Source organism: Roseibium sp. ROS1 (assembly GCF_054658215.1).
In genome coordinates this window covers 736,196-758,661 of record NZ_BAAGIG010000001.1, presented here as the reverse complement: position 1 = coordinate 758,661, position 22,466 = coordinate 736,196, and the positions used below count along the sequence as shown (strand labels likewise).

The window sequence follows — 22,466 nt, the reverse complement described above, 5'->3', positions numbered from 1 at the left end:
TTCCATAATTTGCGAGCATCCTTTCTGCGGTCGTCTGGCCGCAGGATGCCCTATCGGTGAATGACGCGGGATGCCAGAGGCGTGCGCGCCTGCCAACGCGCTCGCTCCAGCTCCGGGTCGATATGCTCTTCTTCCGGATAACCGACGCATAGATAAGCCACGAGGCGCCAACCGGCGTCAACCTGCAGCGCCTCTGTCACCGCGTCCGGATCAAGGATCGACACCCAGCCAACCCCGACACCTTCGGCACGAGCCGCCAGCCAGAATGTGTGGATCATGCTGACCGTGGAATAGGCCAGCGTTTCCGGCATGGTCAGCCGGCCCAGTCCGTGGCCCTGTTCCGGGTCGTCGTCGCAGAAAATCGCCAGATGCACGGGGGCTTCCTTCAGCCCTGCCAGCTTGAGCTGGCGATAGGCGAGCGCCTTGTCGTCACTGTAGGTCCTGGCGGCTTCTTCGTTTTCGGCTTCGAAGCTCGCGATGATCCGCCCACGCGCCTCGGCGCTGTCGACAACAACAATTCGCCAGGGTTGACTGTTGCCAACAGAGGGGGCGAGGTCTGCCAGTTGCAGAAGATGGTCGAGAGCGCCTGCCGGCAACGGCTCCTGCTTGAAACGACGCACGTCCCGTCGCCATTTCAGAAGGGTCTCGAAATCCTTCTGAAATTTCGCTGAAAAGTCCGGTATCACGTCTCTGCCCTCGGCTCCTCCCGCCATGACAGACCTAGTGACCCGGAAATTCCACGAGGGTGCGCACTGGAACGTTCATCGCTTCCAGTTTCTTGCGCCCGCCGAGATCTGGCAGATCGACGATAAAGCACGCCGACTCGATGTTGGCGCCCATGGACCGCAACAATTTGCAGGCAGCCTCTGCCGTTCCACCGGTAGCAATCAGGTCGTCAACCAGGATGACACGATCACCCGGCTTGATCGCATCCTTGTGCATTTCCATCTCATCCAGGCCATATTCCAGGGAATAGGCGATCCGGACGGTTTCGTGCGGGAGCTTGCCCTTCTTCCTGATCGGCACGAAGCCGGCGGACAGCTGGTGCGCGACCGCGCCCCCGAGAATGAAACCGCGCGCCTCGATGCCTGCAATCTGATCGACCTTGGAGCCGGCCCAGGGCTGCACCAGGGCATCGACCGCCCGGCGGAAGGCACGGGCATCGCCGAGCAGCGTCGTGATATCCCGGAACAGGATGCCCTCTTTCGGATAGTCCTTGATCGTGCGGATTGCACTGACAAGTTCATCCTGAATGGTCTGTGCGGTCATCGGGATATCTCTCTGTTAAAATAGTTCCAGGCATCTGCCCCGGCCGGTGGTTATAGCAAGTTTGACCTGCCGGTCGAAGCAATTTCGCTTTGTCTCAAGGGGTTATGCCGGCGACACTTTCGGCCGGCAATCTGGTCAGGTCCGGTTCAGGACCCGTCCTGCGACAGCGTCGAGCTTCGCCACCAGCGCCGGGTCGCGTTTGTCAGGTGCGGTCATCATGGCAAACTCCAGCGCAGTATCCGACCCGGCCGGGCAGGACTGATGTTCGCGCGGCAGATCCCTAGCGACACGGGCAACAAGCCTCTGGGCGTTTTCCGCGTTCTCGTGAAGAACCTTGATGATGGCCTGAATATCGACTTCGCCGTGGTCCGGGTGCCAGCTGTCATAGTCGGTGACCATCGCGATGGTGGCGTAGGAAATCTCCGCCTCGCGGGCGAGCTTTGCTTCCGGCATGTTGGTCATGCCGATGACATCGCAGCCCCAGGACCGGTAGAGCTGGCTTTCCGCTAGAGAAGAGAACTGCGGGCCTTCCATGGCCAGATAGGTGCCGCCCCTGGCATGGGCGAGGCCCTCAGCTTTCGCGGCTGCCGCCACTGCATCGACCAGCTTCGGGCTGACCGGGGTCGCCATGGACACATGCGCGACACAGCCGGTACCGAAGAAACTCTTCTCCCGCGCAAACGTCCTGTCGATGAACTGGTCCACCAGCACGAAGGTGCCCGGAGCATGTTCTTCCTTGAGCGATCCGCAGGCAGAGACAGACAGAAGATCGGTGACACCGCAGCGCTTCATCACGTCGATGTTGGCGCGGTAGTTGATGGTTGTCGGCGAATAAACGTGTCCGCGCCCATGGCGGGGCAGGAAAACCACCTTGAGACCATCAATGGTGCCGATACGCACTTCATCGGACGGCGTGCCCCAGGGGCTGTTGACGGCGATCCATTCGGAGTTTTCCAGACCCGGAAGGTCGTAGATTCCAGACCCGCCGATAATGCCCAATACTGCGTCTGCCATAACCACTCCAAACAGATTCAAAATCAATTCCTGCGGGACACAGGCCCGCATCAGCGATGGTTTATTTCAATTGATCCGCGATGGCGTCAAGCCCGGCCTTGGCGCATTTCGCCTCGTTCTCGCCGCCACCGCCTCCGGCAACGCCAATCGCTCCGAGAAGCATTCCGGTCGCCGAGACGATGGGCAGCCCCCCAGCCAGAGGCAACGCCCCTGGAATAGCAGCAAGACTGGCCTCTCCGCCCGGTCCGGCGAGCGAACCTAGATCCGAACTGGGAAGGTTGAATGAAGCGGCGGTCCAGGCCTTGCGACGGGCGGTTTCGGCAACATGCGCACCGCCCATGTTACTGCGCAGTGTCACTTGCTCGACGCCGAAACGGTCCACCACGGAAGCTCCAGCCTGAAAACCTGCCTCGTTGCAGACCTCGACGGCTCGCAGCGCAGCGCGCATGGCAAGATGCATGTCCAGGACCTCGACCATGTGGGTTGCGGCCGATTGCGAATTTGCGGGGACAGGAAGCAGGAGAATTGCCAGAAACATCAATGCGCGGCGCATTGCATTACCCCTCAAAGAAAAAGCCGCCGGAAGGTCCGGCGGCTTTCATCATGCACTTAGGCGGCAATCAATCAATGCTCAACGTTGCGCCACAGTTTCTTCTTCGTGAAGTAGAGCATGCCGGCGAAGACGATCAGGAAGATCATGACCCGGAAGCCGATCTTCTTGCGCTCTTCCAGATGCGGCTCGGCGGCCCACATCATGAATGCAGCGACGTCATGCGCATACTGGTCGACCGTCATCGGTGTGCCGTCAGTGTATTCGACCAGCTCGTCGGACAGCGGTGCGGCCATGCCGATCGGACCACCTGTCAGATGCTCGTGCGCACAAGCTTCAGCGGTAACGGAACCACCCAGGAATGCCGGGTTGTAGTTGCCGGTGAAGTCCTCACCCAGACATGCCGGGTTTTCTTCCGGATAGCTGGTGAGAAGCGCGTAGATGTAATCCGGGCCCTGCTCCTGATACTGGGTGAAGGCGTCGAAGACGAACCACGGGAAACCGCGGTGCGCAGCACGGGCCTTTGCCAGCAGCGAGAAGTCCGGCGGGTAAGCGCCGCCGTTGGAAGCGCGGGCAGCCTGCTCGTTCGGGAACGGAGACGGGAACTTGTCCGCCAGGATACCCGGACGCTCATACATGTCGCCGTCGTCGTTCGGACCGTCGATGACGGTGTACTCGGACGCGATCTGCTTGGCCTGGTCTTCGGTGAAGCTCGGGCCACCGTCTTCAGCAAGGTTACGGAAAGAAACCTGCTTCAGGCCGTGGCACGAAGCACAGACTTCCCGGTAGACCTTGAAGCCACGCTGCAGCTGGCCACGGTCGTAGAAACCGAACGGACCCGAGAAGGACCACTGCTCCCGCTCGATATGCGGGGCGTTGCCTGCTGCGAAGACCGGGGTCGCGATGGCGACAGCCGCCACCGCAGCGAAGGAACGAACCATTTTGATCATGGTGCTCATTGTCTCAATTAACTCCTGATCCGGGCCGCGTTACTTCGTTTCCGGTGCTGAAGTCGCACCAGCCGGTTTGCCGGCTCCGCCCTTCAGAACCGCTTCGGAAATCGAGGCCGGCAAGGGCCGCGGTTTTTCCAGGAACCCGAGCATCGGCAGGATGATCAGGAAGTGGGCGAAGTAGTAGGCGGTGCAGACCCGGGCGAGCAGAACGTAGGTGCCTTCGGCCGGCATGGCGCCGAGATAGCCAAGCGCAACGGCGTTGGCAGCGAAGATCCAGAAGAACTGCTTGAACAGCGGGCGGTAGGTGCCGGAGCGAACCTTGGACGTGTCCAGCCAGGGCAGAACGAACAGAACTGCAATGGCACCGAACATGGCGACAACACCGCCGAGCTTGTCCGGGATGGCGCGCAGGATCGCGTAGAACGGCAGGAAGTACCATTCCGGAACGATGTGCGCCGGGGTCACGAGCGGGTTTGCTTCGATGTAGTTGTCCGGGTGACCCATGTAGTTGGGCACGTAGAAGACGAACCATGCGAACAGGATCATGAACACGATGATCGCGAACAGATCCTTGATCGTGTAGTACGGGTGGAACGGAACCGTGTCCTGCTTGGTCTTCGGCTGAACGCCTGTCGGGTTGTTGTTACCCGTGGTGTGGAACGCCCACACGTGCAGGATAACGACACCGAAGATCATGAACGGCAGCAGGTAGTGCAGCGAGAAGAAGCGGTTCAGGGTCGGGTTGTCGACCGCAAAACCACCCCACAGCCAGGTGCGGATTTCTTCGCCGACCAGCGGAATGGCCGAGAACAGGTTGGTGATAACCGTTGCGCCCCAGAAGGACATCTGGCCCCACGGCAGCACGTAGCCCATGAAGGCGGTGCCCATCATGATCAGGAAGATGATCACGCCGAGGATCCAGGAGATCTCGCGCGGTGCCTTGTAGGAACCGTAATAAAGACCACGGAAGATGTGGATGTACACGGCGATGAAGAACATCGACGCGCCGTTTGCATGCAGGTAACGCAGCATCCAGCCAAAGTTCACGTCGCGCATGATGTGCTCGACGCTGTTGAAGGCCGCATCGGTGCTTGGCGTGTAGTGCATCACCAGCACGATGCCGGTGATGATCTGCGCGATCAGCACGAAGAACAGGATGCCACCGAAGGTCCACCAGTAGTTCAGGTTCTTCGGCGTCGGGAAATCAACAAAAGAGCCGCGAACGAGCGAGATGACCGGCAGGCGGCTTTCCAGCCACTTTGCCGGAGCGCTCTGCGGTACATAGTTTGAATGTCCAGCCATGGCTGTCTCCTAAAAATCTATGCCGTTAGCCGATCTTGATCGTCGAGTCGCTGACGAACTCGAGCGGCGGAATCAGCAAATTCTCGGGAGCCGGGCCCTTACGGATACGGCCGGCGGTGTCGTAGTGAGACCCATGGCACGGGCAGAACCAGCCGCCGAAGTCGCCGGAGCTGCCGATCGGCACGCAGCCGAGGTGGGTACAGATACCGACCTGGACGAGCCATTTCTCGTTGCCTTCGACGCCACGGTTGGCGTCAGACGCTTCCGCGTCCGCCGGCAGGTTAGAATTTCGTGCAAGCGGGTCGGGAAGATCAGCCAGGGGAACAGCCTTGGCTTCTTCCACTTCCGTTTCGGTACGGTTGCGGATGAATACCGGCTTACCGCGCCATTTGACTGTAATCGACTGCCCCTCTTCCACGGCAGAGATATCCACCTCGATGGAAGCCAGAGCCAATGCGGAGGCATCCGGGTTCATCTGATCGATGAACGGCCATGCCAGCGCGCCAGCGCCAACGACGCCCATGGCGCCGGTCGCAATATAGAGGAAATCGCGGCGGGTCGGTTCCGCCTGATCCGTATGTGCCAAGGTCGCGTCCTCTCGAAACCTGTTCAACCTGTACCGAAAGCCCGCATCACGTCCGGGACCCCTTCTTTGCCCAAGAAGGGAACGGAACCATGCCGGGCTCATCGGGGGCCGGATACGGGCTATTCCGCACCGGCCAAGCGGCTTGTCTTTTTGCACCCTTCGAAACGCTTGTCCAGTTCAACAAACGCCTCGAAACGCATATGTCGCAGGCAAAACAACCGCCGCGCCGCTTTTCTGCCCTTTTTTGGGGAATGAGTGCAAGAGCGGAATCCGATTGAATCCCGCTCTTGCCATTGGTCTTTGGATTTAGGCGGCCTGAACCGAGGACAGAAAGCCCCCCGACTGGTGCTCCCAGAGCTGTGCGTAAAGTCCGCCCCGCTCCAGAAGTTCCTGATGGGACCCCTCCTCGATGATTCGACCCTTGTCCATCACGATCAGCCGGTCCATGGCCGCGATCGTGGACAGACGGTGGGCAATCGCAATCACCGTCTTGCCCTGCATCAGATCGAACAGGCTCTCCTGAATGGCCAACTCCACTTCACTGTCGAGAGCGGATGTCGCCTCGTCGAGAGCCAGGATCGGTGCATCCTTCAGCAGGGTTCGGGCAATCGCCACCCGCTGGCGCTGGCCACCGGACAGCTTGACGCCCCGCTCGCCGACATGGGCATCGAGACCCTTGCGGCCCTCCATGTCCTCCAGCTCGTCGACGAAGGACAGTGCATGTGCTTTTTCAAGCGCTGCCAGCACCTCTTCCCGCGTCGCATCCGGACGGCCATAGGCCACGTTGTCGAAGATCGACCGATGCAGGAGCGATGTATCCTGCGTCACCACACCAACCTCGGCCCGGATGTCGTCCTGACGGACATTGGCAATGTCCTGGCCATCGATCAGGATCCGGCCGCCTTCCAGGTCGTAGAAGCGCAGGATCAGGTTGACCAGCGTCGACTTGCCTGCACCCGACCGACCGATCAGGCCGATCTTCTCACCCGGATGGATCGTCAGGCTGAGGTCCTCGATCACGCCGGCTTCCTTGCCATAATGGAACCGGATGCGATCGAAACGGATCTCGCCCTGCCCGACCTCGAGCGCCTTGGCGTTCTTGACGTCCATCACCTCGCGTTCCCGCGAAATGGTGGAGATGCCATCCTGCACGGTGCCGATGTTCTCGAACAATCCTGCAAGCTCCCAAAGGATCCAGTGGGACATCCCCTGAAGACGCAGCACGAAGGCAACCGCAATGGTGACTTCGCCGATGGTCACAGTGCCGGCCTGCCACAGAATGATCGAAAGACCACCGATGGAGGTCAGCAGCAGCATGTTGATGAACACCAGGACGATATTCAGTCCCGTCACCAGCCGCATCTGCAGAAAGACCGTCTTCAGGAAGCCAAGCATCGACGTGCGAGCATAGGCTTCTTCGCGCTCCGCATGGGAGAACAGCTTCACCGTGGTGATGTTGGTATAGGCATCAACCACGTGACCGGTCATCAGGGAGCGCGCATCAGCCTGCTCCTTCGACACGTCCCGCAACTTCGGAATGAAGAAGCGGATCGTGAGCAGATAGGCACAGATCCACACCAGGAACGGCAGGCTGAGCCAGATATTGGCTCCCGCGACCACGATCACGGCCGCGGTGAAGTAGACCGCGACATAGACCATGATATCGGCCATGCGCGAGACGACCTCACGCACGCCAAGCGCTGTCTGCATCAGTTTCGTCGCGATCCGGCCCGCGAAATCGTTCTGATAGAACGACACGCTCTGGCGCAGCAGGTATCGATGCACCCGCCAGCGGATGGACATGGGATAGTTGCCCATCAGCCCCTGGTGAAACAGCAGCTGCCAGATAACCTCCAGCAGCGGGCGCAGCACCAGCAGGATCACCAGCATGAAGAGGAGCGTGCGCCAGTTCTGACTGACGAACGTATCCGGATCGGATTTTTCCAGCCAGGTGACCAGGTCGCCCAGGAACGTGAAGATATAGACTTCCACGATCGCGACCAGCGTGCCGAGAAGCGACACACCGGCCAGGATCGGCCAGACAGGTTTGGTGTAGTACCAACAGAAGGCCCAGAAGCCCTTCGGGGGCACTTCGAGAACAGTCTTCTCGAAGGGGTCCACGAGTTTTTCGAAACGCTCGAACATGATTACCTCTCGGCCCCGCTCAACCGTAACACATTGAGATGCACCAGGGCATCGTCAGTGCGCACAGGTTTTCTATGCGGGCGAATTATGCGGCCAGTCGCGAACAGCAGCAGACTGGCGATGAAACTTGTAAAGGCGAGAGCCACGATGAAGGTGCCCCAGAAAAGCGCGCCGAGTTCATCGGCAAACTGCGTCACCGGTATGTGTCGGCCGGCGATTTCCAGAGCCTCGATCCGGCTCAGATTGAAGACGATGACCGGAATGAAGAACACGACGGCGATCGCAAAAGTGGTTCCCAGAAAGACGCCGGCGGCGACAGCGGCACGCATCGCACGGCGGGGGAAAGCCTGTCGTGGCTCTTCTGGTAAAGACACTTCAATATCCGGACGGCCTGTCGCTGGGGACAGGTCCGGCGTGAAATGGAATGACATCGGATCATCTCCGAAATGGGATCGTAAACGTGGTGACGGCAGACACGCGCGGCAACGCATGCAGCTCAATGGGAACGGCTTCAGCCGGTCACCGCAAAAGTCAGGAATTTGAAGAAGGTCTGTGGCTTCCTAGCGGAAGCGGACAGTGATACCTGGGCAAGCCTGGAGAGCGGCATATGGGTGGATCATGCAGCGATCTGTCATTTAGTGCCCTCCTGGTTGCGCAGCCGGGCGGCTGCTGGGGAAACAAAGCCAACCACCATGAGTTGACTGGGGATGTTGGTACCTGCTTTCGGAGAACTTGAAAAGCAAAAATGCGTCAAATTGCAGCACGAAATATCGATCTGTTGCCCATCGGCCACAGACCCCCAAACCTCTCCCAACGGCAGAGAGCTTAGGACTGATACTCCAGCAGCTCGAACTCGCGCATGTGAATTTCCGCTTCATGCGGCGATAGCGGATCCGCAATGACCTTGCCCTGCACCGTCGTGCAGCCGAATTGCTTGAGCAGATCGACCTGCTTTGTCGTATCGACCCCCGCCGCGGAAATCTTCAGCCCCAGATTGCCGGCAAGCCGGGTGACCGACTGAACCAGCTGCCGTTTTTCCTTGCTGTCCTCAAGCCCTGCAATAAGCATCGGACACAGCTTCAATCGATCCGCGTTCAGATAGATAAGCTGACCGGCGCCGCCATGTCCGCCGCCGAACTTGTCCAGGGCAACCCTGCAGCCGATTTCCCTCAGAAGGTCAACGGATCCGGCGAGGCCGTCCGGTTCGTCGAAACGGATGATTTTTTCGTCCAGCTCGACCACGATGTCGTCGGTCCTGAAACCGGCCTCACAGGCAGCCTGGCGAAGTTGTTCAATAAAGCCCTTTTCCTTCAGGCTGGCTCCGCTCAGGTTCACCGACAGGAAGAACGCCGTATTCGAGAGCTCTCGAAGTCGCCTGACCTGGGAAAGCCCCTCCAGCAGCGCGAAACGCTCGATCTGGGCGATTCTCTTGGCATCTTCGTGCGTCGACAGAAGGCTGACCGGGTCCACGAGCCCTTCGGAAGGATGCAGCCAGCAGGCCGTAACTTCGTATCCGATGATCCGCCGGCTCTCCAGATCGTACTGCGGTATCATCATCAAAGACAGACCGCCGTTTTCAAGATCCTCGTCCAGCTGTGCCTGGATCATGCGCCGGTGGCGATGTGCCGCTCCGAGCGCATCCGTGTACCAGGAGATCTGGCTACGGCCCGAACGTTTGGCAGCATAAAGAGCAATATCGGCACAATTGATCAGCTCCGACGCACTCGCAGTCGCCGTTTTCGCCAGCACTAGCCCGACACTGCCGGCAACCCGCAACTCGTGACGGTCCACTCTCACCGGCTTGGCCAGTCCCTCAAGGATCCGGTTGCCCAGATCTTCCATTTCGCCTGGTCCGGACGGGTCAGCGACCACCGCGACGAATTCATCCCCGCCGATACGTGCGACCACCCCCTTGTCGCCCAGCACACGGCTCATCACCATGGCCACATGGCGCAGCACGGCATCGCCTGCTCCGTGTCCATGGCTGTCGTTGATGTCCTTGAAGTGGTCCAGATCAAAATGAATGATCCCGATCTGAGCGTTGCCGGCCGTACCTTCTGCAACGCGCTCCTTCAGATAGGCATTCAGCTTGGCCCGGTTGGCAACGCCGGTCAGGTCGTCATGCTCCGCCTGATGTTTCAAACGAATGCGCGCGTTCTCCAGCTCCTTCACATGCTCAACCTGGCTGGTTACATCGCGGCAAATCAGAATGATCTTGGTTTCTTCCAGCGTCTTTCCCTCGACCACAGCAAAGGTCAGCTGGTTCCAGAACAATTCGCCGTTCTTGCGCCGGTTGAGGATCAGCTCTTCGGTTCCCGACCGGAACTTCGTCAGGTCGTAGCGGAAGTTTTCGATCTCGTCCGGGGAGAGCTGGTTTTCCGGCGGCAAGATGAATTCCTGAGGCCGCCGGCCGCGAATTTCCTCAGCGCTGAAACCGGTGATGCGGGAATAGGCCGGGTTCGTCCATTCGATGTGCCCGTCGATGTCCTGCATGACCAGTCCTTCATGGGCATGCTCCACGACAAGCTGAAGGATTGCGGCATCATTGCCAAATCTGGAAACGTTGGAAGGAGCCGAGCCGTCCCGCTGCTTTCGGCCGCATAAATAGCATACGGCCATGAGAACCAGAGCGGTTCCCAATGCGAGCAGGAGATGTTGACCCGGCACATTCGCTAAGAATTCTGCCATATTCCGTCTTCAGCCAAGATATTAGTTACGCTTACTCTACGGGAGCAAAACTGAACCAATCTCTAAACTGCAAGTGATTTTATTGGGTTACTGTCATTTATACCAATACACAAGACGTTCCGCGGATGCCTCTCAGGCAGCCCGCACGCTTTGCAGAAATTGCCGAACCTGTTCTTGCAGGCTGTTTGACAATTGCCCAAGTTCGGCAGCGGCACCGTTCATTTCATCGGAAGCCGTCCGGCTGGTCTCCATAACGTCGCTCAAGGTATCGACGTTTTCGGCCACTTGATCGGAACTGGTCCGCGCCGTCAGTGCATTGCTGCTGATCTCGTGGGTGGCCGTTGTCTGTTCCTCGACCGCTTCGCGGATTTTTCCGGAAATCTCGCTAACGCGGCCAATGGTTTCCGCGATCGAACGGATGGCGGTTTCGGAAAGCTCCGCGACTTCCTGCACCGCCGTCACCTGCGCGGAGATGTCTTCGGTCGCCCTGGTCGTCTGCTCGGCAAGGGCCTTGACCTCATTCGCAACGACGGCAAATCCCCGCCCGGCTTCGCCAGCTCTTGCGGCCTCGATGGTCGCATTCAGCGCGAGCAAATTGGTCTGGCTTGCGATCTGGCTGATCAACTCGACAATTTCACCAATGGCACGGCCCGTTTCCGCAAGCCGGCCAACAATCTCGTCGGTTTTCCGGGCTTCCGCCACCGCGGTGCTGGCAATGTCCGTTGCCTGGTCGACGTCCTCACGCACACGGCTCAGCGAACCGGACAGCCGATCTGCCGAACTCGTCACGAAAGCGACGGAACTGCTGGCTTCCGATGTCGCCTGATGTACTTCCTGAACGGCCTGCATGGACGAGTTCACCGCCCTGTTCAGATCCGCCGAATTGCCTTCAACGCTTTTGGCGGCCGTCGACAAGGCAGAAACCACACCGATGACGGACTTCTCGAAATCATCGGCAACATCCTGCATCAGCGCCTTGCGCTCTTCGCTGAGGGCTTCCTGGTGGGCAAGTTCCTGCCTTGCCTGCTCTTTGGCCCGTTCGGCGAGATTGGCCCGGAAAGCGGTCACGGACCGTGCAATGGCTCCGATTTCGTCGCTCCGAAGGGCACCGTCGATCTGGATGTCGAGATTGCCTTCGGACAGCATGTCGAGGCCAGTCTGCAACCGGTTCATCGGCCGGGCGAGCCCCACGGCCAGAATGACGGCAAATGCCAGAAAGGCCAGACCGACCGGCAGCACGACCAGACCGATGGTGATCATCTGATCCAGGATAAGCCCGTCGATCTTGCCGGCAACATTGCCTGTCAGAAAGTCCTGCGCACCGGCGGGTGTGCCGATCTTTTCCATGAAGGCCTGGCGGAAGGTATAGAAAGCAAATGCGGTACCGGCCATCATGATGGCGGCAGCCGTCAGAACCATGGCGACGAACCGGCCCTTGATTGAAAGCGTCACGTGGAAACCCCGACAGTAATTTTTCAGCCCCGCTTACGGCCGCTGTCGATCAGCGCCGTTATCGCAAGATGAAACACTACCGCTCTGCACGTAAAAATTCAGTAACGGCCAGTCCTCGGAGAACTACGTAGTCTTGATATTTTTGACGAGACTGTTGTGCCCTGCGTTTCGCGTCTAGCGGATCAGGACATCAGCCGGGTGATCGTGAAGCCCGCACCGGCCGAAACCGCGGACAGGACCGTCCCCCAGGCAACGTCGACGAGAACAACGGAAACCGGCCACTCCCTGAGCGTTGCGTAGTTGGTGACGTCGTATGTGCCGTAGGTGAAAAACCCGAACAGCGCTCCGAAAATAATGGCGGTCACAAGGCTGTCTGCCTTGAGCGCGGGCGCAACCGCGAAGATCACTATGCCGACGACATACACCAGATAGAAAACACTCGCGGCGGCGATGTTGGGCTTTTCCATCATCAGATGGCCGATACGGTCAAGGTAGAACCGGGTGGATACCTGCGTCAGCCAGACGTAGTCCACGGCAAGAAAAACGAGCACTGTTGCGATGTATGCCGTGACGTATTTCAAGATCGGCCCCCTGGTTTTGCACTGCCTTGTTTCGTCGGTTCTACGCCTCGGAAAGAGCACTGGATCAGCAGGAATTGAGCTGAGCTGCTGCGGCGAACTTCAACTCAGGCGAATTCGCTTTCCGGTTCCAGAAATCCGCCGGACTGGCGGTGCCAGAGCTGCGCGTAAAGGCCGTCTGCATCTTCCAGGAGCGTCTCGTGTGTCCCCTGCTGAACGATCCGGCCCCTGTTCATGACAATCAGTCGGTCCATGGCCGCGATGGTCGACAGGCGGTGCGCGATCGCGATCACGGTCTTGCCTGTCATCAATCCTTGCAGGTTCTCCTGGATGGCGGCCTCGACTTCCGAATCGAGGGCCGAGGTCGCTTCGTCCAGAACGAGGATCGGGGCGTCTTTCAGGAGCACGCGCGCGATTGCAATGCGCTGACGCTGCCCGCCGGACAGTTTGACACCACGCTCGCCGACAAAGGCATCGAACCCCTTGCGGCCGCGCCTGTCTTCCAGCCTCTGGATGAAACCGGACGCGTGGGCCTTGCACGTCGCCTCCAGCAACTCTTCTTCACTGGCCGACGTACGGCCATAGAGGATGTTCTCGCGGATCGAACGATGCAGCAAGGACGGATCCTGGGTCACCATGCCAATCGACCGGCGCAGCGATTCCTGGTTCACATCGCGCACGTCTTGTCCGTCGATGAGAACACGCCCCGCCTCCACGTCGAAGAACCGAAGCAGCAGGCTTGTCAGCGTGGTTTTACCCGCCCCCGACGGGCCGACGATACCGACGCGCTCACCCGGCTGGATCGTCAGGTCGAGATGATCGATGACACCGCCCGCCTTGCCGTAGTGGAACCGGATTTTATCGAACCGCACTTCCCCCTCAGTCACTTTCAGCTCCGGCGCCGCCGGTTTGTCTGTCAGGGTCACTGGCTTGACGATGGTCTCCATGCTGTCCTGCAGCGATCCGAAGTGGCGGAACAGGCCGTTGAGCTGGTTGAACAGCCGGTTCAAAAGGATATTCAGCCGCAGGATCAGACTGAGCGTGAAGGCCACATGACCGGCGCTGATGCCGCCGTCCTGCCAGATGGACAGCGCCAGGCCCGCAATCGAAACGATCATCACTCCGTTGACCAGCGTCATGATCATGCGAATTGTGGTCAAAAGCCTGGTGAAGACGCGTATCTTGGCAATCATCGTCTCAACCGAGGTCCGCGCTCCCCGGCTTTCTTCTTCCGATGATCCGAACAGCTTGACCGACTGGATATTGGTGTAGGTATCCACCAGACGTCCGGTCATGCCCGAATAGGCATTTGCTGAATCCTTTGCCGCAGCACGAACCCGTGGCACGAAGATGATGGCGGTTGCGGTGAAACAAAGCAGCCAGATGGCCACGAGTGCACCCAGCCAAAGATCCAGATCCGCGACCAGCACGAGCGTCGTGATGGCATAAACGACAATGAACCAGACCACCTGCAAAAGGTTGGTCATGAAATCGCCCGCCGACATGCCCGACTGCATCACCTTCTGCGACAGGCGCCCGGCGAGATCATCCTGAAAATAGGAAAGGCTCTGCTTCATCACCCGCTGATGGCACTGCCAGCGCACAAGATTGAAGAACCCGGGCACGATCGCCTGCTCTTCCACCAGCGCCATCAGCGAATTGGTGAGCGTGCGCACGACCAGCACCACGAAGGCCATGGTCATGAGTGTCCAGAAATGATCGGAGAAGAATGTCGCCCGATTGCCTTCTTCCAGAAGATCCACGATGCGGCCAAGAAAATTGAAAATCGCCACTTCAACAAAGGCGGTCGCCCCGCCTATGGCGAGCATGGCGATGAACGGCCAGCGCACCTGCGTGACGAAATACATCAGGAAGGCAAACCCGCCATGGGGCATGTCGGATTTGGACGGCTCCCGGAAAGGATCTATCCAGGTTTCAAAAGCGCGAAAGAGCGGGGACACGTGGCGTCTCCATGGAGGCTGGAGCGATTCTTCACGTCATCCTACGCGCCAGGCGCGAAATTGGCCCAATGAAAATATGTAACGATTTGCCCCAAACCCGCAGCTCCCGGCCTTGTACCGGGCATTGAAACCGGTCTTCCTGTGACAATTGTTATGCCTGCTGCTATTGAGCCGGTCTCCCGAAACCAGTGCGGATACCCATGCCAGACATTGCCCTTTACCAACCGGACATCCCGCAAAATACCGGCACGATCCTGCGTCTTGCCGCCTGCATGGGCGTAACTGTGCACTTGATCGAACCTGCGGGATTTCCGATCTCCGACAGCGCTCTCAAGCGGGCCGGCATGGATTACCTGGAAAGGGCCGCGATGGTCCGCCACATCTCGTTTGCCGCATTCGATGACTGGCGACGTTCGAACAAGCGCAGGCTGATCCTGCTGACGACAAAATCGGAAGTGCCCTACGCGGATTTCGCGTTTCAGCCAGACGACATATTGATGATGGGCCGGGAAAGTTCGGGCGTGCCGGAGGACGTGCACACGCTTGCCGATGCCCGGCTGACGATCCCCATGGCCGACGGCATGCGCTCGCTCAACGTCGCCGTCTCAACAGGCATGGTGCTGGGTGAAGCCTTGCGGCAATCAGGCACATTTCCTAAAAGCCCAGGGTACACTCAAAGATAGCAATCACATGCATGCCCGCCGGTCCGGCAGGCCCCAACCAGTCCAGGCAGTCACATGAACGCACCCACACCTGAAAACCGCGGCGGTCCCATCCCGGACGGCATCGAGGACAAGAAGGCAACCGCACCGGCCTGGTTCAAGGAGTTGCGAGACCGTATCTGCAAGGCTTTTGAAGACCTCGAGGACGAGATCGGCGATCTCGCCGGTCCGCTGGCCGACCAGCCGGCCGGGCGCTTCGAACGCACGCCCTGGGAGCGCACCGACAGCACCGGGGCAAAGGGCGGCGGCGGTGTCATGTCCATGATGCATGGCCGCGTTTTCGAGAAGGTCGGCGTCCATATTTCCACCGTACACGGTGAATTCTCGCCCGAATTTCGCGGTCAGATCCCCGGTGCCAACGAGGATCCGCGCTTCTGGGCCTCCGGCATCAGCCTGATCGCTCACCCGCAGAACCCGCATGTCCCCGCCGTTCACATGAACACCCGCATGGTGGTCACCACCCGTCAGTGGTTCGGTGGCGGCGCAGATCTGACGCCGGTGCTGGACGCACGGCGAACGCAGGACGACCCCGATACCGTTGCCTTTCACGAAGCCATGCGCGCTGCCTGCAACGCACATGATGTTGCCGACTATGACGCCTACAAGGCCTGGTGTGACGACTATTTCTTCCTGAAACATCGCAACGAAGCGCGCGGCATCGGCGGCATCTTCTACGATTACCTCAACAGCGGAACCTGGGAAGACGATTTTGCCTTCACCAGGGATGTCGGCCTGGCCTTCTTGAACATCTATCCGGAACTCGTCCGCCGCAATTTCCAGAAGCCGTGGAACGACATGGAGCGCGAGGAACAGCTGGTCCGCAGGGGCCGCTACGTGGAGTACAATCTGCTTTACGACCGCGGGACGATTTTCGGACTGAAGACCGGCGGCAACGTTGCCTCGATCCTCTCGTCCATGCCCCCCGTGGTAAAATGGCCCTAGCTCAGAAGGCCGAGGTGCCTTTCACCTTCTGAGGCTGCCGGCTGACTTCACCGAAATCCCGATCGAGGACCATCTGGGCGAATTGCTTCAGCATGACCTGATCGAGTTTCTTGCCCATCTCCAGCATGACGCCAATGGCAGCGCGAACCGGCATACCGTCCTTATAGGACCGGGTCTCGGTAAGCGCTGTGAATATGTCGCAAATGGTCATCAGGCGGACTTTTGGCGAGATCCTGTCTCCCTTCAGCCCATCGGGATAGCCTGATCCATCCAGAAACTCGTGATGCTGGATGGCCATCTTCTTGATGTCGACCGACACTTCGAGCCGCGGTTTCAGAATCTCGCGACCGAACATCGGATGTTTGTCGATAATGGCGCGCTCGGCGTCCGTCAGCTTGTTGGCCTTGTCCAGGATGGTCAGCGGGATGCGCATCTTGCCGATGTCATGCAGCAGACCGCCGGCTATCACTTCCTGGCAATCCGCCTTGCTCCAGCCGAGATGCTTCGCAAAAGCCCCGGCGAGACCGGCCACCATCAGGGAATGACAATAGGTTCCACTGTGGTGAGATTGCACGGCTTCCAGCCAGGGTGAGAGACCGTCAAGTGACAGCGACGACAGGATCTCCGCCGCCCCCTCGTTCATCAGGCTGATCTGGATGTTGGATCCTTCCGTTGCAGACAGCGCGATGCTTTCCAGGAAGGAGTTGCCTTTCCTGTAGGCCTCAAGTGTCTTCGCCGGAAGTCCCTTTGGAACGTTGGCAAGCGGGTCGTCGGGAATGATTGCCTTGAGTTTGCGCACCAGAATTGCCAGTGGCGTGTCACGCTCCATGATGTCGGTCTTGCCGAGCGCTGCCGCCTGGATCACTTCACGCCGGTTCTTCTTGGACACCAGGCAGATCACCGGGATTTCCGCAATGCTGGCCCAGGATTTCTTGAGCGCGGTCAGCCCCGCATCAGTCGCGTCCAGCAACTCCACGACAGCGACACGGCCTTCGCCGACCGTCTTCGCAGACACCTTGGACATGTCGATCAGGCGCGCGGGAAAGAAGAACGGAAGTTTTCTGACCGGAGAATCGAGGGGAAGCGGGCCGTCTGAGATCAGGACAATTTCCATTCATCGCCTCATTGTATTCCGCACACGCCTTCTCACGACAATTTAACCGGAAAACCCGCCCAACAGGAAATCACCATTACGATGTGACGCAATCTCAATAAGATTTCATTAAGTCGCAGCGCCTGCCCGCGTCAGCAAATCCTGTTTGGAGAGCGAGAAACCGCTGTCGCGCCAATCGGCCTCCAGAGCCTTGAGGCTATCCCCCAACGCGCGCCCGGGTGAGTGCCCGGCTGCAATCAGATCTGCGCCTTTGACCGGGAATTCAGGCACGGCAACCTCCCGCAACCGCTCCAGCAGCCCGCCAAAGATCTCCGTTGGATCTGATCCTTGCGCACGCAATCCGGCCCAGCGCCCCAAAAGGCCGTCGACCGCGCCCTGACGGCCGAACTGATACACCAAGTGCTCGGCTTCGGGCAGACCATCGGCCTGGCGAAGACATTTCATCGCCGCCCAGGCGGTCCGCATCCGGTCCCGTTCGGCATTCGACAGCCGAAGCCGGTCGCTAACGCGCTCCACGTCCTCGCGCACGAAACCGGCAAGCACCACCAGCCCGAGCTCCGGATCGGTCACATCACTTGCGGTGGCTTCCAGGCTGCGCAGGGCCAGGTAATCATCGATGCGGGCAAGGCCGCCCGTCGCGATTTCCCAAAGACCGCAATCGTTCATCATTTTCAGGGCGGATCCGGCCAGAGGCGCACGCAGCAGCCGCCGCATCTCGTGGCCGATACGTTCTGCGGACAGATGCCGCAGGCCGTCCCGCTGGCGCAGGCACGCCCCGAGCCCGTCCGCATCCATCTCTCCGGCACCATAGGCCGCGTAGATCCGGAAGAAACGGAGGATGCGCAGATAGTCTTCCTGTATGCGCTTGTCCGGCTCACCAATGAAACGCACACGCCGGTTCAGACAATCGTCCAGTCCACCAAGCGGATCGTGCAATCGGCCATCGCAGTCGACATAGAGCGCGTTGAGAGTGAAGTCGCGACGTTCCGCGTCGCGCGTCCAGTTCCTGCCGAAAACGACACGGGCCTGACGGCCGAAGGTTTCCACGTCCTCACGCAGCGTCGTGACCTCGTATGGATAACCGTTGCTGACCACCGTCACCGTACCGTGGTCAATGCCCGTTCCAACCGGCTTCAAGCCCGCGGCCAGCGTGCGTTCCATCACCGTTTGGGGCGAGGCGGTCGTCGCGATATCGACATCTGGAACAGGGTGACCGAGTAACGTGTTGCGCACGGCTCCACCGACAACGCGGGCTTCGTCGCCGTCTTGCTCGATCGCCGCAAACACCGCCTGAATACCCGGTGTTTTCAGCCAGTCCGCCTGTTGCAGGATCTGATCGGCAGTCGTTGTCATCGCTTTATTCGTACCGGCCCGGAACAAACACACCATCGCGCATTTCCGATGGCCGCCAATTGGCCCCATCCGGTGCGTGATCGAAGGATGCCATGCCGACCAGGCCGGTAATGACCAGAACGAGGCCCACCAGCGTGAGCCACGCCATCGGCTTGGCAGACCAGCGGCCAGGCTCGGTGTTGCGCTTGCTCAGCCACAGCCAGAGTCCGTAGGTGATGAAAGGAAGAAGGAAAAGTAACAGATGCAGTATGAACACACGAACCATCAGCGGTAGACCGTTTCGTACAAGGAGCGGATAATGCCCGCGGTGACGCCCCAGATGTAACGTTCTCCGAAGGGCATTGCGTAGAAGTAGCGGCGTTTTCCCTGCCACTCGCGGCTGAGTTTCTGATGGTTCGCGGGATCCATCAAAAAGCCCAATGGCACTTCGAAGACGCTCTCGACTTCGCCGGGATTGGGCCGGAAGGCAGCGCCGTCTTGAATGGTGCCAACCACCGGAATAACCCGGTACCCCGAACCGGTGAGATAGGGCGCCAGATTGCCGATCAACTCGACGCGCTCCGGAGCAAGGCCGATTTCCTCGTCTGCCTCCCGCAGCGCTGCTTCAACAGGTCCATTGTCAGTCGGATCGATCTTGCCTCCGGGAAGGGCAACCTGTCCGGCATGGGATTTCAGGTGACCGGTTCGCTGCGTCAAAACCACATTGGGCCCGTCGCTGCGTTCCACGATACCGATGAGAACTGCCGCATCGCGCGGAGGACCGTCCCACTTTGCATAGGGACCAAGGTCCGGATTGAGAATGTGGTCACCGGTCTCGCGTTCGATATCGCGAAGCGCTGCATCATCCAGCCGCGTCCTGAACAGGGAAGTCCAGTGCCCGGAATCCGCAGGTGGTTTGGTCAGGAATGCAGTCATGCAATCGGGGTTTCCGGTCGTACGAAACAGTTCATTCGGTCAGTCCTGAACGCTCAGGAAGGCGGGATCTACCGAAAAGAACCGGCCACCGCTCCAGACCCCCATCCGGGTGCCGTCATCTGTTTCCTGCTCTTCCATAAGATCCGCCAGTTGATACATCAGCGCTCTGGTGAACAAGGCCTCCAGGCGCCCTCTGACGTGAACATAGGGTTTCAAACCGTCGCTGTCCGGTTCTTTTTCAAATCGAAGAGGATGGTCCGCACCAACGGCGACCAGATCACCGAGATTTGTCCGCAGCGTGAGCTGCTGCTCTTCCGCCTCGCCTTCCACCGCCATCTCGACGGCCAGAAGCGGGGCATCCTCCACGGTGATCCCGATCTTCTCGACTGGCGTGACCAGATAATGCCGGCCGTCCTCGTCCTTGCGCAGCACAGAGGCAAACAGCTTCACCAGAGGCATGCGGCCAATGGGCGAACCGAGATAATACCACGTGCCATCACGGGCAATGCGGATGTCCAGATCCCCGCAAAACGGCGGATTCCACTTCTCGACCGGAGGTGGTCCCTTGCCGCCTGTGTCCGCCCGGCTCATCAGTGCCTTTAAACCTTCGGGTAGTGCCCCGTCCGTTTTTGCGGTTGCCTCCGCCATGGATGTTTCGCCCTTGTCGTCTTCATCAAGGTACCGGAATTTTTGACAATTCCGCTACCGCCCGGATCTTCTTCGCCTGCTCCCGGCTTCCCGCAGGCCCGACCTTTTCCCCAAAGCGAGGAAAGATTCTTGGACCTTTCCACTGTATGGCGCACAATTGCGCCTTATCTACTGATTTATATGGTGTCAGACTGCTTGAGTCGCAGCAACAAAGGTCAGGGGTGTTGTTAGCCCCAGGGCCGGACAGGCAGTCGAAACGTAGATTGCGGGAAAGGTGATCCATGAGCGTTATTTCTCCCTCCAGCCCAAGCGAAGAAGATCTCGCCGCCGTCGCCGAACAAGCCGAACGCGCCGTCAACCGGATCAGCGATGCCAAGGTCGATATCGCCCGGATCATCTTCGGTCAGGAAAATGTGGTGGAGCAGTCGCTCGTCACCATATTGGCTGGCGGCCACGGCCTTCTTGTCGGTGTGCCAGGCCTTGCAAAGACCAAGCTGGTGGAAACGCTCGGCACCGTTCTGGGCCTCGACGCCCGGCGCATCCAGTTCACGCCAGACCTGATGCCGTCCGACATTCTCGGTGCCGAAGTAATGGAACAGGGTGCCGACGGCAGCCGCTCGTTCCGCTTTATTCCCGGTCCGGTTTTCTCTCAGTTGCTGATGGCTGACGAAATCAACCGTGCCAGCCCGCGCACCCAGTCGGCGCTTCTGCAGGCCATGCAGGAGTATCATGTGACCGTCGCCGGGCACCCGCATGACCTGCCGCGCCCCTTCCACGTGCTTGCCACGCAGAACCCACTCGAACAGGAAGGCACCTACCCGCTGCCGGAAGCCCAGCTCGACCGGTTCCTGATGCAGATCGACGTGCATTACCCGGATCTTGAAGCCGAACGCCGGATCTTGCTGGAAACCACCGGTGCCGATCAGGCCAAGGCCCAGGTAGCCATGCGCGCGGAAGAACTGATGGAATACCAGCAGCTCGTTCGTCGCATGCCGGTAGGCGAATCCGTAGTTGAAGCAATCCTGAAGCTTGTGCGCTCCGCACGCCCGGACAACAGCTCCGCACCTTCCGATCTCACCAACCTGATCGCCTGGGGTCCGGGACCGCGTGCCAGCCAGGCGCTGATGCTGACCGTCAGGGCACGCGCGCTTGTCGACGGGCGTCTCGCACCTTCCGTCGACGACGTCTTGGCTCTTGCCGAACCGGTCCTTCAGCATCGCATGGCGCTGACGTTTGCGGCCAGAGCCGACGGTCACACCGTTCGCGACGTCATTCGACGGGTCAAGGAACTGATCGCCTGATCCCCTCCCCTTAACCAGCCAGGAAGCCGACCGCATGGATTCGAGCAGTACGCAGGGCAGCAACCAGACAGGCATTGATGCCGATACCTGGCCGAACGTCATCGGCGAGGCCCGGTCGGTCGCCGATGCCCTGCCGGATCTGCTGGTCGAGGCAAGCCATGTTGCCAGTTCCATCATCGCCGGCTGGCATGGCCGTCGACGTGCGGGCCCGGGGGAAAGCTTCTGGCAATTCCGCCCGTTCAACATGGGCGAACCGGCAAAGCGCATCGACTGGCGCCGTTCCGCACGCGATGATCATCTTTATGTTCGCGAACGCGAATGGGAGGCCGCGCACACGGTCTGGCTCTGGGCAGACCTTTCGCCCTCCATGGTCTTCCGCTCCCGACTTGCAGGTGTCGCCAAGCGCGACCGCGCCATTGTGCTGATGCTTGCACTTGCCGATATGCTGGCTGAAACAGGCGAACGGATCGGACTGCCTGGCCTGACCAGAGCCTTTTCCGACCGGCGTGCCGCTGAACGCCTCGCCGATGCACTCACCCATCTTTCCAAACCGATCGCCTATCCGGACACCACTGCCGTGCAACGGTTTGCCGATGTGGTTCTGGTGTCCGATTTTCTGGACCCGATCGAGGAAGTCGCGGCATGGGTTGCCCGTGTTGCCAGCACGGGTGCTCGTGGTCACCTGGTTCAGGTTCTCGATCCGATCGAGGAAACCTTCCCGTTTGACGGCAGGGTCGAATTCACCGATCCGGAAAAGGGGTTTCGGCTGACCGCCGGACGCGCGGAAAAATGGCGCGAGGATTACCGCAACCGGCTGGAAGCCCACCGCGCGGAAATTCGTGACATCGCAAGGCGTGCCGGCTGGACATATGTCCTGCACCACACCGATCGTCCGGCATCCGAACCTTTGCTTGTGCTTCACAGTGCCCTGTCCGGTGCGCTGGACGTACTGCCAAAAGGAGGCATCTGACCC

Annotated in this window: 22 protein-coding genes; 4 read left to right on the top strand and 18 right to left on the bottom strand. The window is 59.7% G+C overall.

Annotated features, from left to right (window positions below; genetic code table 11):
* Positions 1-50 precede the first annotated feature (50 nt).
* The 13 genes from bluB to ACYQ6M_RS03240 all read right to left on the bottom strand — a co-directional run bounded on the left by bluB (position 51) and on the right by ACYQ6M_RS03240 (position 14,432).
* A complete protein-coding gene (gene bluB, locus ACYQ6M_RS03300; protein ID WP_022998116.1) occupies positions 51-713 on the bottom strand; it encodes a 5,6-dimethylbenzimidazole synthase in 663 nt (220 codons plus the stop codon).
* A 7-nt stretch (positions 714-720) separates the two neighbouring features.
* Positions 721-1,269 (bottom strand): adenine phosphoribosyltransferase, encoded by a 549-nt coding sequence (locus ACYQ6M_RS03295; protein ID WP_022998117.1) that lies wholly within the window; start codon positions 1,267-1,269, stop codon positions 721-723.
* Between the two features lie 135 nt (positions 1,270-1,404).
* Positions 1,405-2,283, bottom strand: coding sequence for an S-methyl-5'-thioadenosine phosphorylase (locus ACYQ6M_RS03290; RefSeq protein ID WP_460072103.1), 879 nt, complete (start codon positions 2,281-2,283; stop codon positions 1,405-1,407).
* A 61-nt stretch (positions 2,284-2,344) separates the two neighbouring features.
* Positions 2,345-2,836 carry a GlcG/HbpS family heme-binding protein gene (locus ACYQ6M_RS03285; RefSeq protein WP_022998119.1) on the bottom strand — a complete coding sequence of 164 codons (492 nt, stop codon included), beginning with the start codon at positions 2,834-2,836 and terminating at the stop codon, positions 2,345-2,347.
* A 71-nt stretch (positions 2,837-2,907) separates the two neighbouring features.
* Positions 2,908-3,792 carry a cytochrome c1 gene (locus ACYQ6M_RS03280; RefSeq protein ID WP_022998120.1) on the bottom strand — a complete coding sequence of 295 codons (885 nt, stop codon included), beginning with the start codon at positions 3,790-3,792 and terminating at the stop codon, positions 2,908-2,910.
* Positions 3,793-3,822: 30 nt separating this feature from the next.
* Entirely contained in the window at positions 3,823-5,088 is a 1,266-nt protein-coding gene (locus tag ACYQ6M_RS03275) for a cytochrome b (RefSeq protein ID WP_022998121.1), read from the bottom strand.
* A gap of 25 nt (positions 5,089-5,113) precedes the next feature.
* Positions 5,114-5,674: a ubiquinol-cytochrome c reductase iron-sulfur subunit gene (gene petA / locus ACYQ6M_RS03270; protein WP_022998122.1), complete on the bottom strand. Its 561-nt coding sequence runs from the start codon at positions 5,672-5,674 to the stop codon at positions 5,114-5,116.
* A gap of 306 nt (positions 5,675-5,980) precedes the next feature.
* The gene (locus tag ACYQ6M_RS03265; protein ID WP_075282482.1) at positions 5,981-7,819 is read right to left on the bottom strand and encodes an ABC transporter ATP-binding protein; all 1,839 of its coding nucleotides are present in this window, start codon (positions 7,817-7,819) and stop codon (positions 5,981-5,983) included.
* Positions 7,820-7,821: 2 nt separating this feature from the next.
* On the bottom strand, positions 7,822-8,250 hold the full coding sequence (locus ACYQ6M_RS03260; protein ID WP_145903536.1) for a hypothetical protein: 429 nt from the start codon (positions 8,248-8,250) through the stop codon (positions 7,822-7,824).
* A gap of 394 nt (positions 8,251-8,644) precedes the next feature.
* Positions 8,645-10,507 carry a putative bifunctional diguanylate cyclase/phosphodiesterase gene (locus ACYQ6M_RS03255; protein WP_460072099.1) on the bottom strand — a complete coding sequence of 621 codons (1,863 nt, stop codon included), beginning with the start codon at positions 10,505-10,507 and terminating at the stop codon, positions 8,645-8,647.
* Positions 10,508-10,639: 132 nt separating this feature from the next.
* The gene (locus ACYQ6M_RS03250; RefSeq protein ID WP_460072097.1) at positions 10,640-11,959 is read right to left on the bottom strand and encodes a methyl-accepting chemotaxis protein; all 1,320 of its coding nucleotides are present in this window, start codon (positions 11,957-11,959) and stop codon (positions 10,640-10,642) included.
* A 182-nt stretch (positions 11,960-12,141) separates the two neighbouring features.
* Positions 12,142-12,540, bottom strand: coding sequence for a DUF2177 family protein (locus ACYQ6M_RS03245; RefSeq protein WP_077292109.1), 399 nt, complete (start codon positions 12,538-12,540; stop codon positions 12,142-12,144).
* 104 nt (positions 12,541-12,644) lie between these two features.
* Entirely contained in the window at positions 12,645-14,432 is a 1,788-nt protein-coding gene (locus tag ACYQ6M_RS03240) for an ABC transporter ATP-binding protein (protein ID WP_460073183.1), read from the bottom strand.
* A gap of 266 nt (positions 14,433-14,698) precedes the next feature.
* Between ACYQ6M_RS03240 and ACYQ6M_RS03235 the strand changes: the two genes are divergently transcribed.
* Positions 14,699-15,181 (top strand): tRNA (cytidine(34)-2'-O)-methyltransferase, encoded by a 483-nt coding sequence (locus tag ACYQ6M_RS03235; RefSeq protein WP_077292107.1) that lies wholly within the window; start codon positions 14,699-14,701, stop codon positions 15,179-15,181.
* 54 nt (positions 15,182-15,235) lie between these two features.
* The gene (gene hemF, locus ACYQ6M_RS03230) at positions 15,236-16,162 is read left to right on the top strand and encodes an oxygen-dependent coproporphyrinogen oxidase (protein WP_075282477.1); all 927 of its coding nucleotides are present in this window, start codon (positions 15,236-15,238) and stop codon (positions 16,160-16,162) included.
* Between the two features lies 1 nt (position 16,163).
* Here the strand turns inward: hemF and ACYQ6M_RS03225 are convergent, their stop codons facing one another.
* From ACYQ6M_RS03225 to ACYQ6M_RS03205, 5 genes are all read right to left on the bottom strand, one after another.
* Entirely contained in the window at positions 16,164-17,276 is a 1,113-nt protein-coding gene (locus tag ACYQ6M_RS03225) for an HD-GYP domain-containing protein (protein WP_022998131.1), read from the bottom strand.
* A 108-nt stretch (positions 17,277-17,384) separates the two neighbouring features.
* Entirely contained in the window at positions 17,385-18,629 is a 1,245-nt protein-coding gene (locus ACYQ6M_RS03220; RefSeq protein ID WP_022998132.1) for a CCA tRNA nucleotidyltransferase, read from the bottom strand.
* Positions 18,630-18,633: 4 nt separating this feature from the next.
* Entirely contained in the window at positions 18,634-18,894 is a 261-nt protein-coding gene (locus ACYQ6M_RS03215) for a DUF6111 family protein (protein WP_055655939.1), read from the bottom strand.
* On the bottom strand, positions 18,894-19,544 hold the full coding sequence (locus ACYQ6M_RS03210; RefSeq protein WP_152509855.1) for a CoA pyrophosphatase: 651 nt from the start codon (positions 19,542-19,544) through the stop codon (positions 18,894-18,896). Before ACYQ6M_RS03210 ends, ACYQ6M_RS03215 begins: the two co-directional genes overlap by 1 nt.
* Before the next feature lie 39 nt (positions 19,545-19,583).
* On the bottom strand, positions 19,584-20,192 hold the full coding sequence (locus ACYQ6M_RS03205) for a DUF1285 domain-containing protein (protein ID WP_062487595.1): 609 nt from the start codon (positions 20,190-20,192) through the stop codon (positions 19,584-19,586).
* Positions 20,193-20,473: 281 nt separating this feature from the next.
* Here ACYQ6M_RS03205 and ACYQ6M_RS03200 point away from each other — a divergent pair, with 281 nt between their 5' ends.
* Positions 20,474-21,493 (top strand): AAA family ATPase, encoded by a 1,020-nt coding sequence (locus ACYQ6M_RS03200; protein ID WP_022998136.1) that lies wholly within the window; start codon positions 20,474-20,476, stop codon positions 21,491-21,493.
* Positions 21,494-21,527: 34 nt separating this feature from the next.
* Positions 21,528-22,463 (top strand): DUF58 domain-containing protein, encoded by a 936-nt coding sequence (locus tag ACYQ6M_RS03195; protein WP_022998137.1) that lies wholly within the window; start codon positions 21,528-21,530, stop codon positions 22,461-22,463.
* Positions 22,464-22,466 lie beyond the last annotated feature (3 nt).

Excerpts from the sequence above, each read along its gene's own strand:
- bluB (WP_022998116.1), bottom strand. The coding sequence starts at position 713 with ATGGCGGGAGGAGCCGAGGGCAGAGACGTGATACCGGACTTTTCAGCG.
- ACYQ6M_RS03295 (WP_022998117.1), bottom strand. The coding sequence starts at position 1,269 with ATGACCGCACAGACCATTCAGGATGAACTTGTCAGTGCAATCCGCACG.
- ACYQ6M_RS03290 (WP_460072103.1), bottom strand. The coding sequence starts at position 2,283 with ATGGCAGACGCAGTATTGGGCATTATCGGCGGGTCTGGAATCTACGAC.
- ACYQ6M_RS03285 (WP_022998119.1), bottom strand. The coding sequence starts at position 2,836 with ATGCGCCGCGCATTGATGTTTCTGGCAATTCTCCTGCTTCCTGTCCCC.
- ACYQ6M_RS03280 (WP_022998120.1), bottom strand. The coding sequence starts at position 3,792 with ATGAGCACCATGATCAAAATGGTTCGTTCCTTCGCTGCGGTGGCGGCT.
- ACYQ6M_RS03275 (WP_022998121.1), bottom strand. The coding sequence starts at position 5,088 with ATGGCTGGACATTCAAACTATGTACCGCAGAGCGCTCCGGCAAAGTGG.
- ACYQ6M_RS03265 (WP_075282482.1), bottom strand. The coding sequence starts at position 7,819 with ATGTTCGAGCGTTTCGAAAAACTCGTGGACCCCTTCGAGAAGACTGTT.
- ACYQ6M_RS03260 (WP_145903536.1), bottom strand. The coding sequence starts at position 8,250 with ATGTCATTCCATTTCACGCCGGACCTGTCCCCAGCGACAGGCCGTCCG.
- ACYQ6M_RS03255 (WP_460072099.1), bottom strand. The coding sequence starts at position 10,507 with ATGGCAGAATTCTTAGCGAATGTGCCGGGTCAACATCTCCTGCTCGCA.
- ACYQ6M_RS03240 (WP_460073183.1), bottom strand. The coding sequence starts at position 14,432 with ATGCCCCATGGCGGGTTTGCCTTCCTGATGTATTTCGTCACGCAGGTG.
- ACYQ6M_RS03235 (WP_077292107.1), top strand. The coding sequence starts at position 14,699 with ATGCCAGACATTGCCCTTTACCAACCGGACATCCCGCAAAATACCGGC.
- hemF (WP_075282477.1), top strand. The coding sequence starts at position 15,236 with ATGAACGCACCCACACCTGAAAACCGCGGCGGTCCCATCCCGGACGGC.
- ACYQ6M_RS03225 (WP_022998131.1), bottom strand. The coding sequence starts at position 17,276 with ATGGAAATTGTCCTGATCTCAGACGGCCCGCTTCCCCTCGATTCTCCG.
- ACYQ6M_RS03220 (WP_022998132.1), bottom strand. The coding sequence starts at position 18,629 with ATGACAACGACTGCCGATCAGATCCTGCAACAGGCGGACTGGCTGAAA.
- ACYQ6M_RS03215 (WP_055655939.1), bottom strand. The coding sequence starts at position 18,894 with ATGGTTCGTGTGTTCATACTGCATCTGTTACTTTTCCTTCTTCCTTTC.
- ACYQ6M_RS03210 (WP_152509855.1), bottom strand. The coding sequence starts at position 19,544 with ATGACTGCATTCCTGACCAAACCACCTGCGGATTCCGGGCACTGGACT.
- ACYQ6M_RS03205 (WP_062487595.1), bottom strand. The coding sequence starts at position 20,192 with ATGGCGGAGGCAACCGCAAAAACGGACGGGGCACTACCCGAAGGTTTA.
- ACYQ6M_RS03200 (WP_022998136.1), top strand. The coding sequence starts at position 20,474 with ATGAGCGTTATTTCTCCCTCCAGCCCAAGCGAAGAAGATCTCGCCGCC.
- ACYQ6M_RS03195 (WP_022998137.1), top strand. The coding sequence starts at position 21,528 with ATGGATTCGAGCAGTACGCAGGGCAGCAACCAGACAGGCATTGATGCC.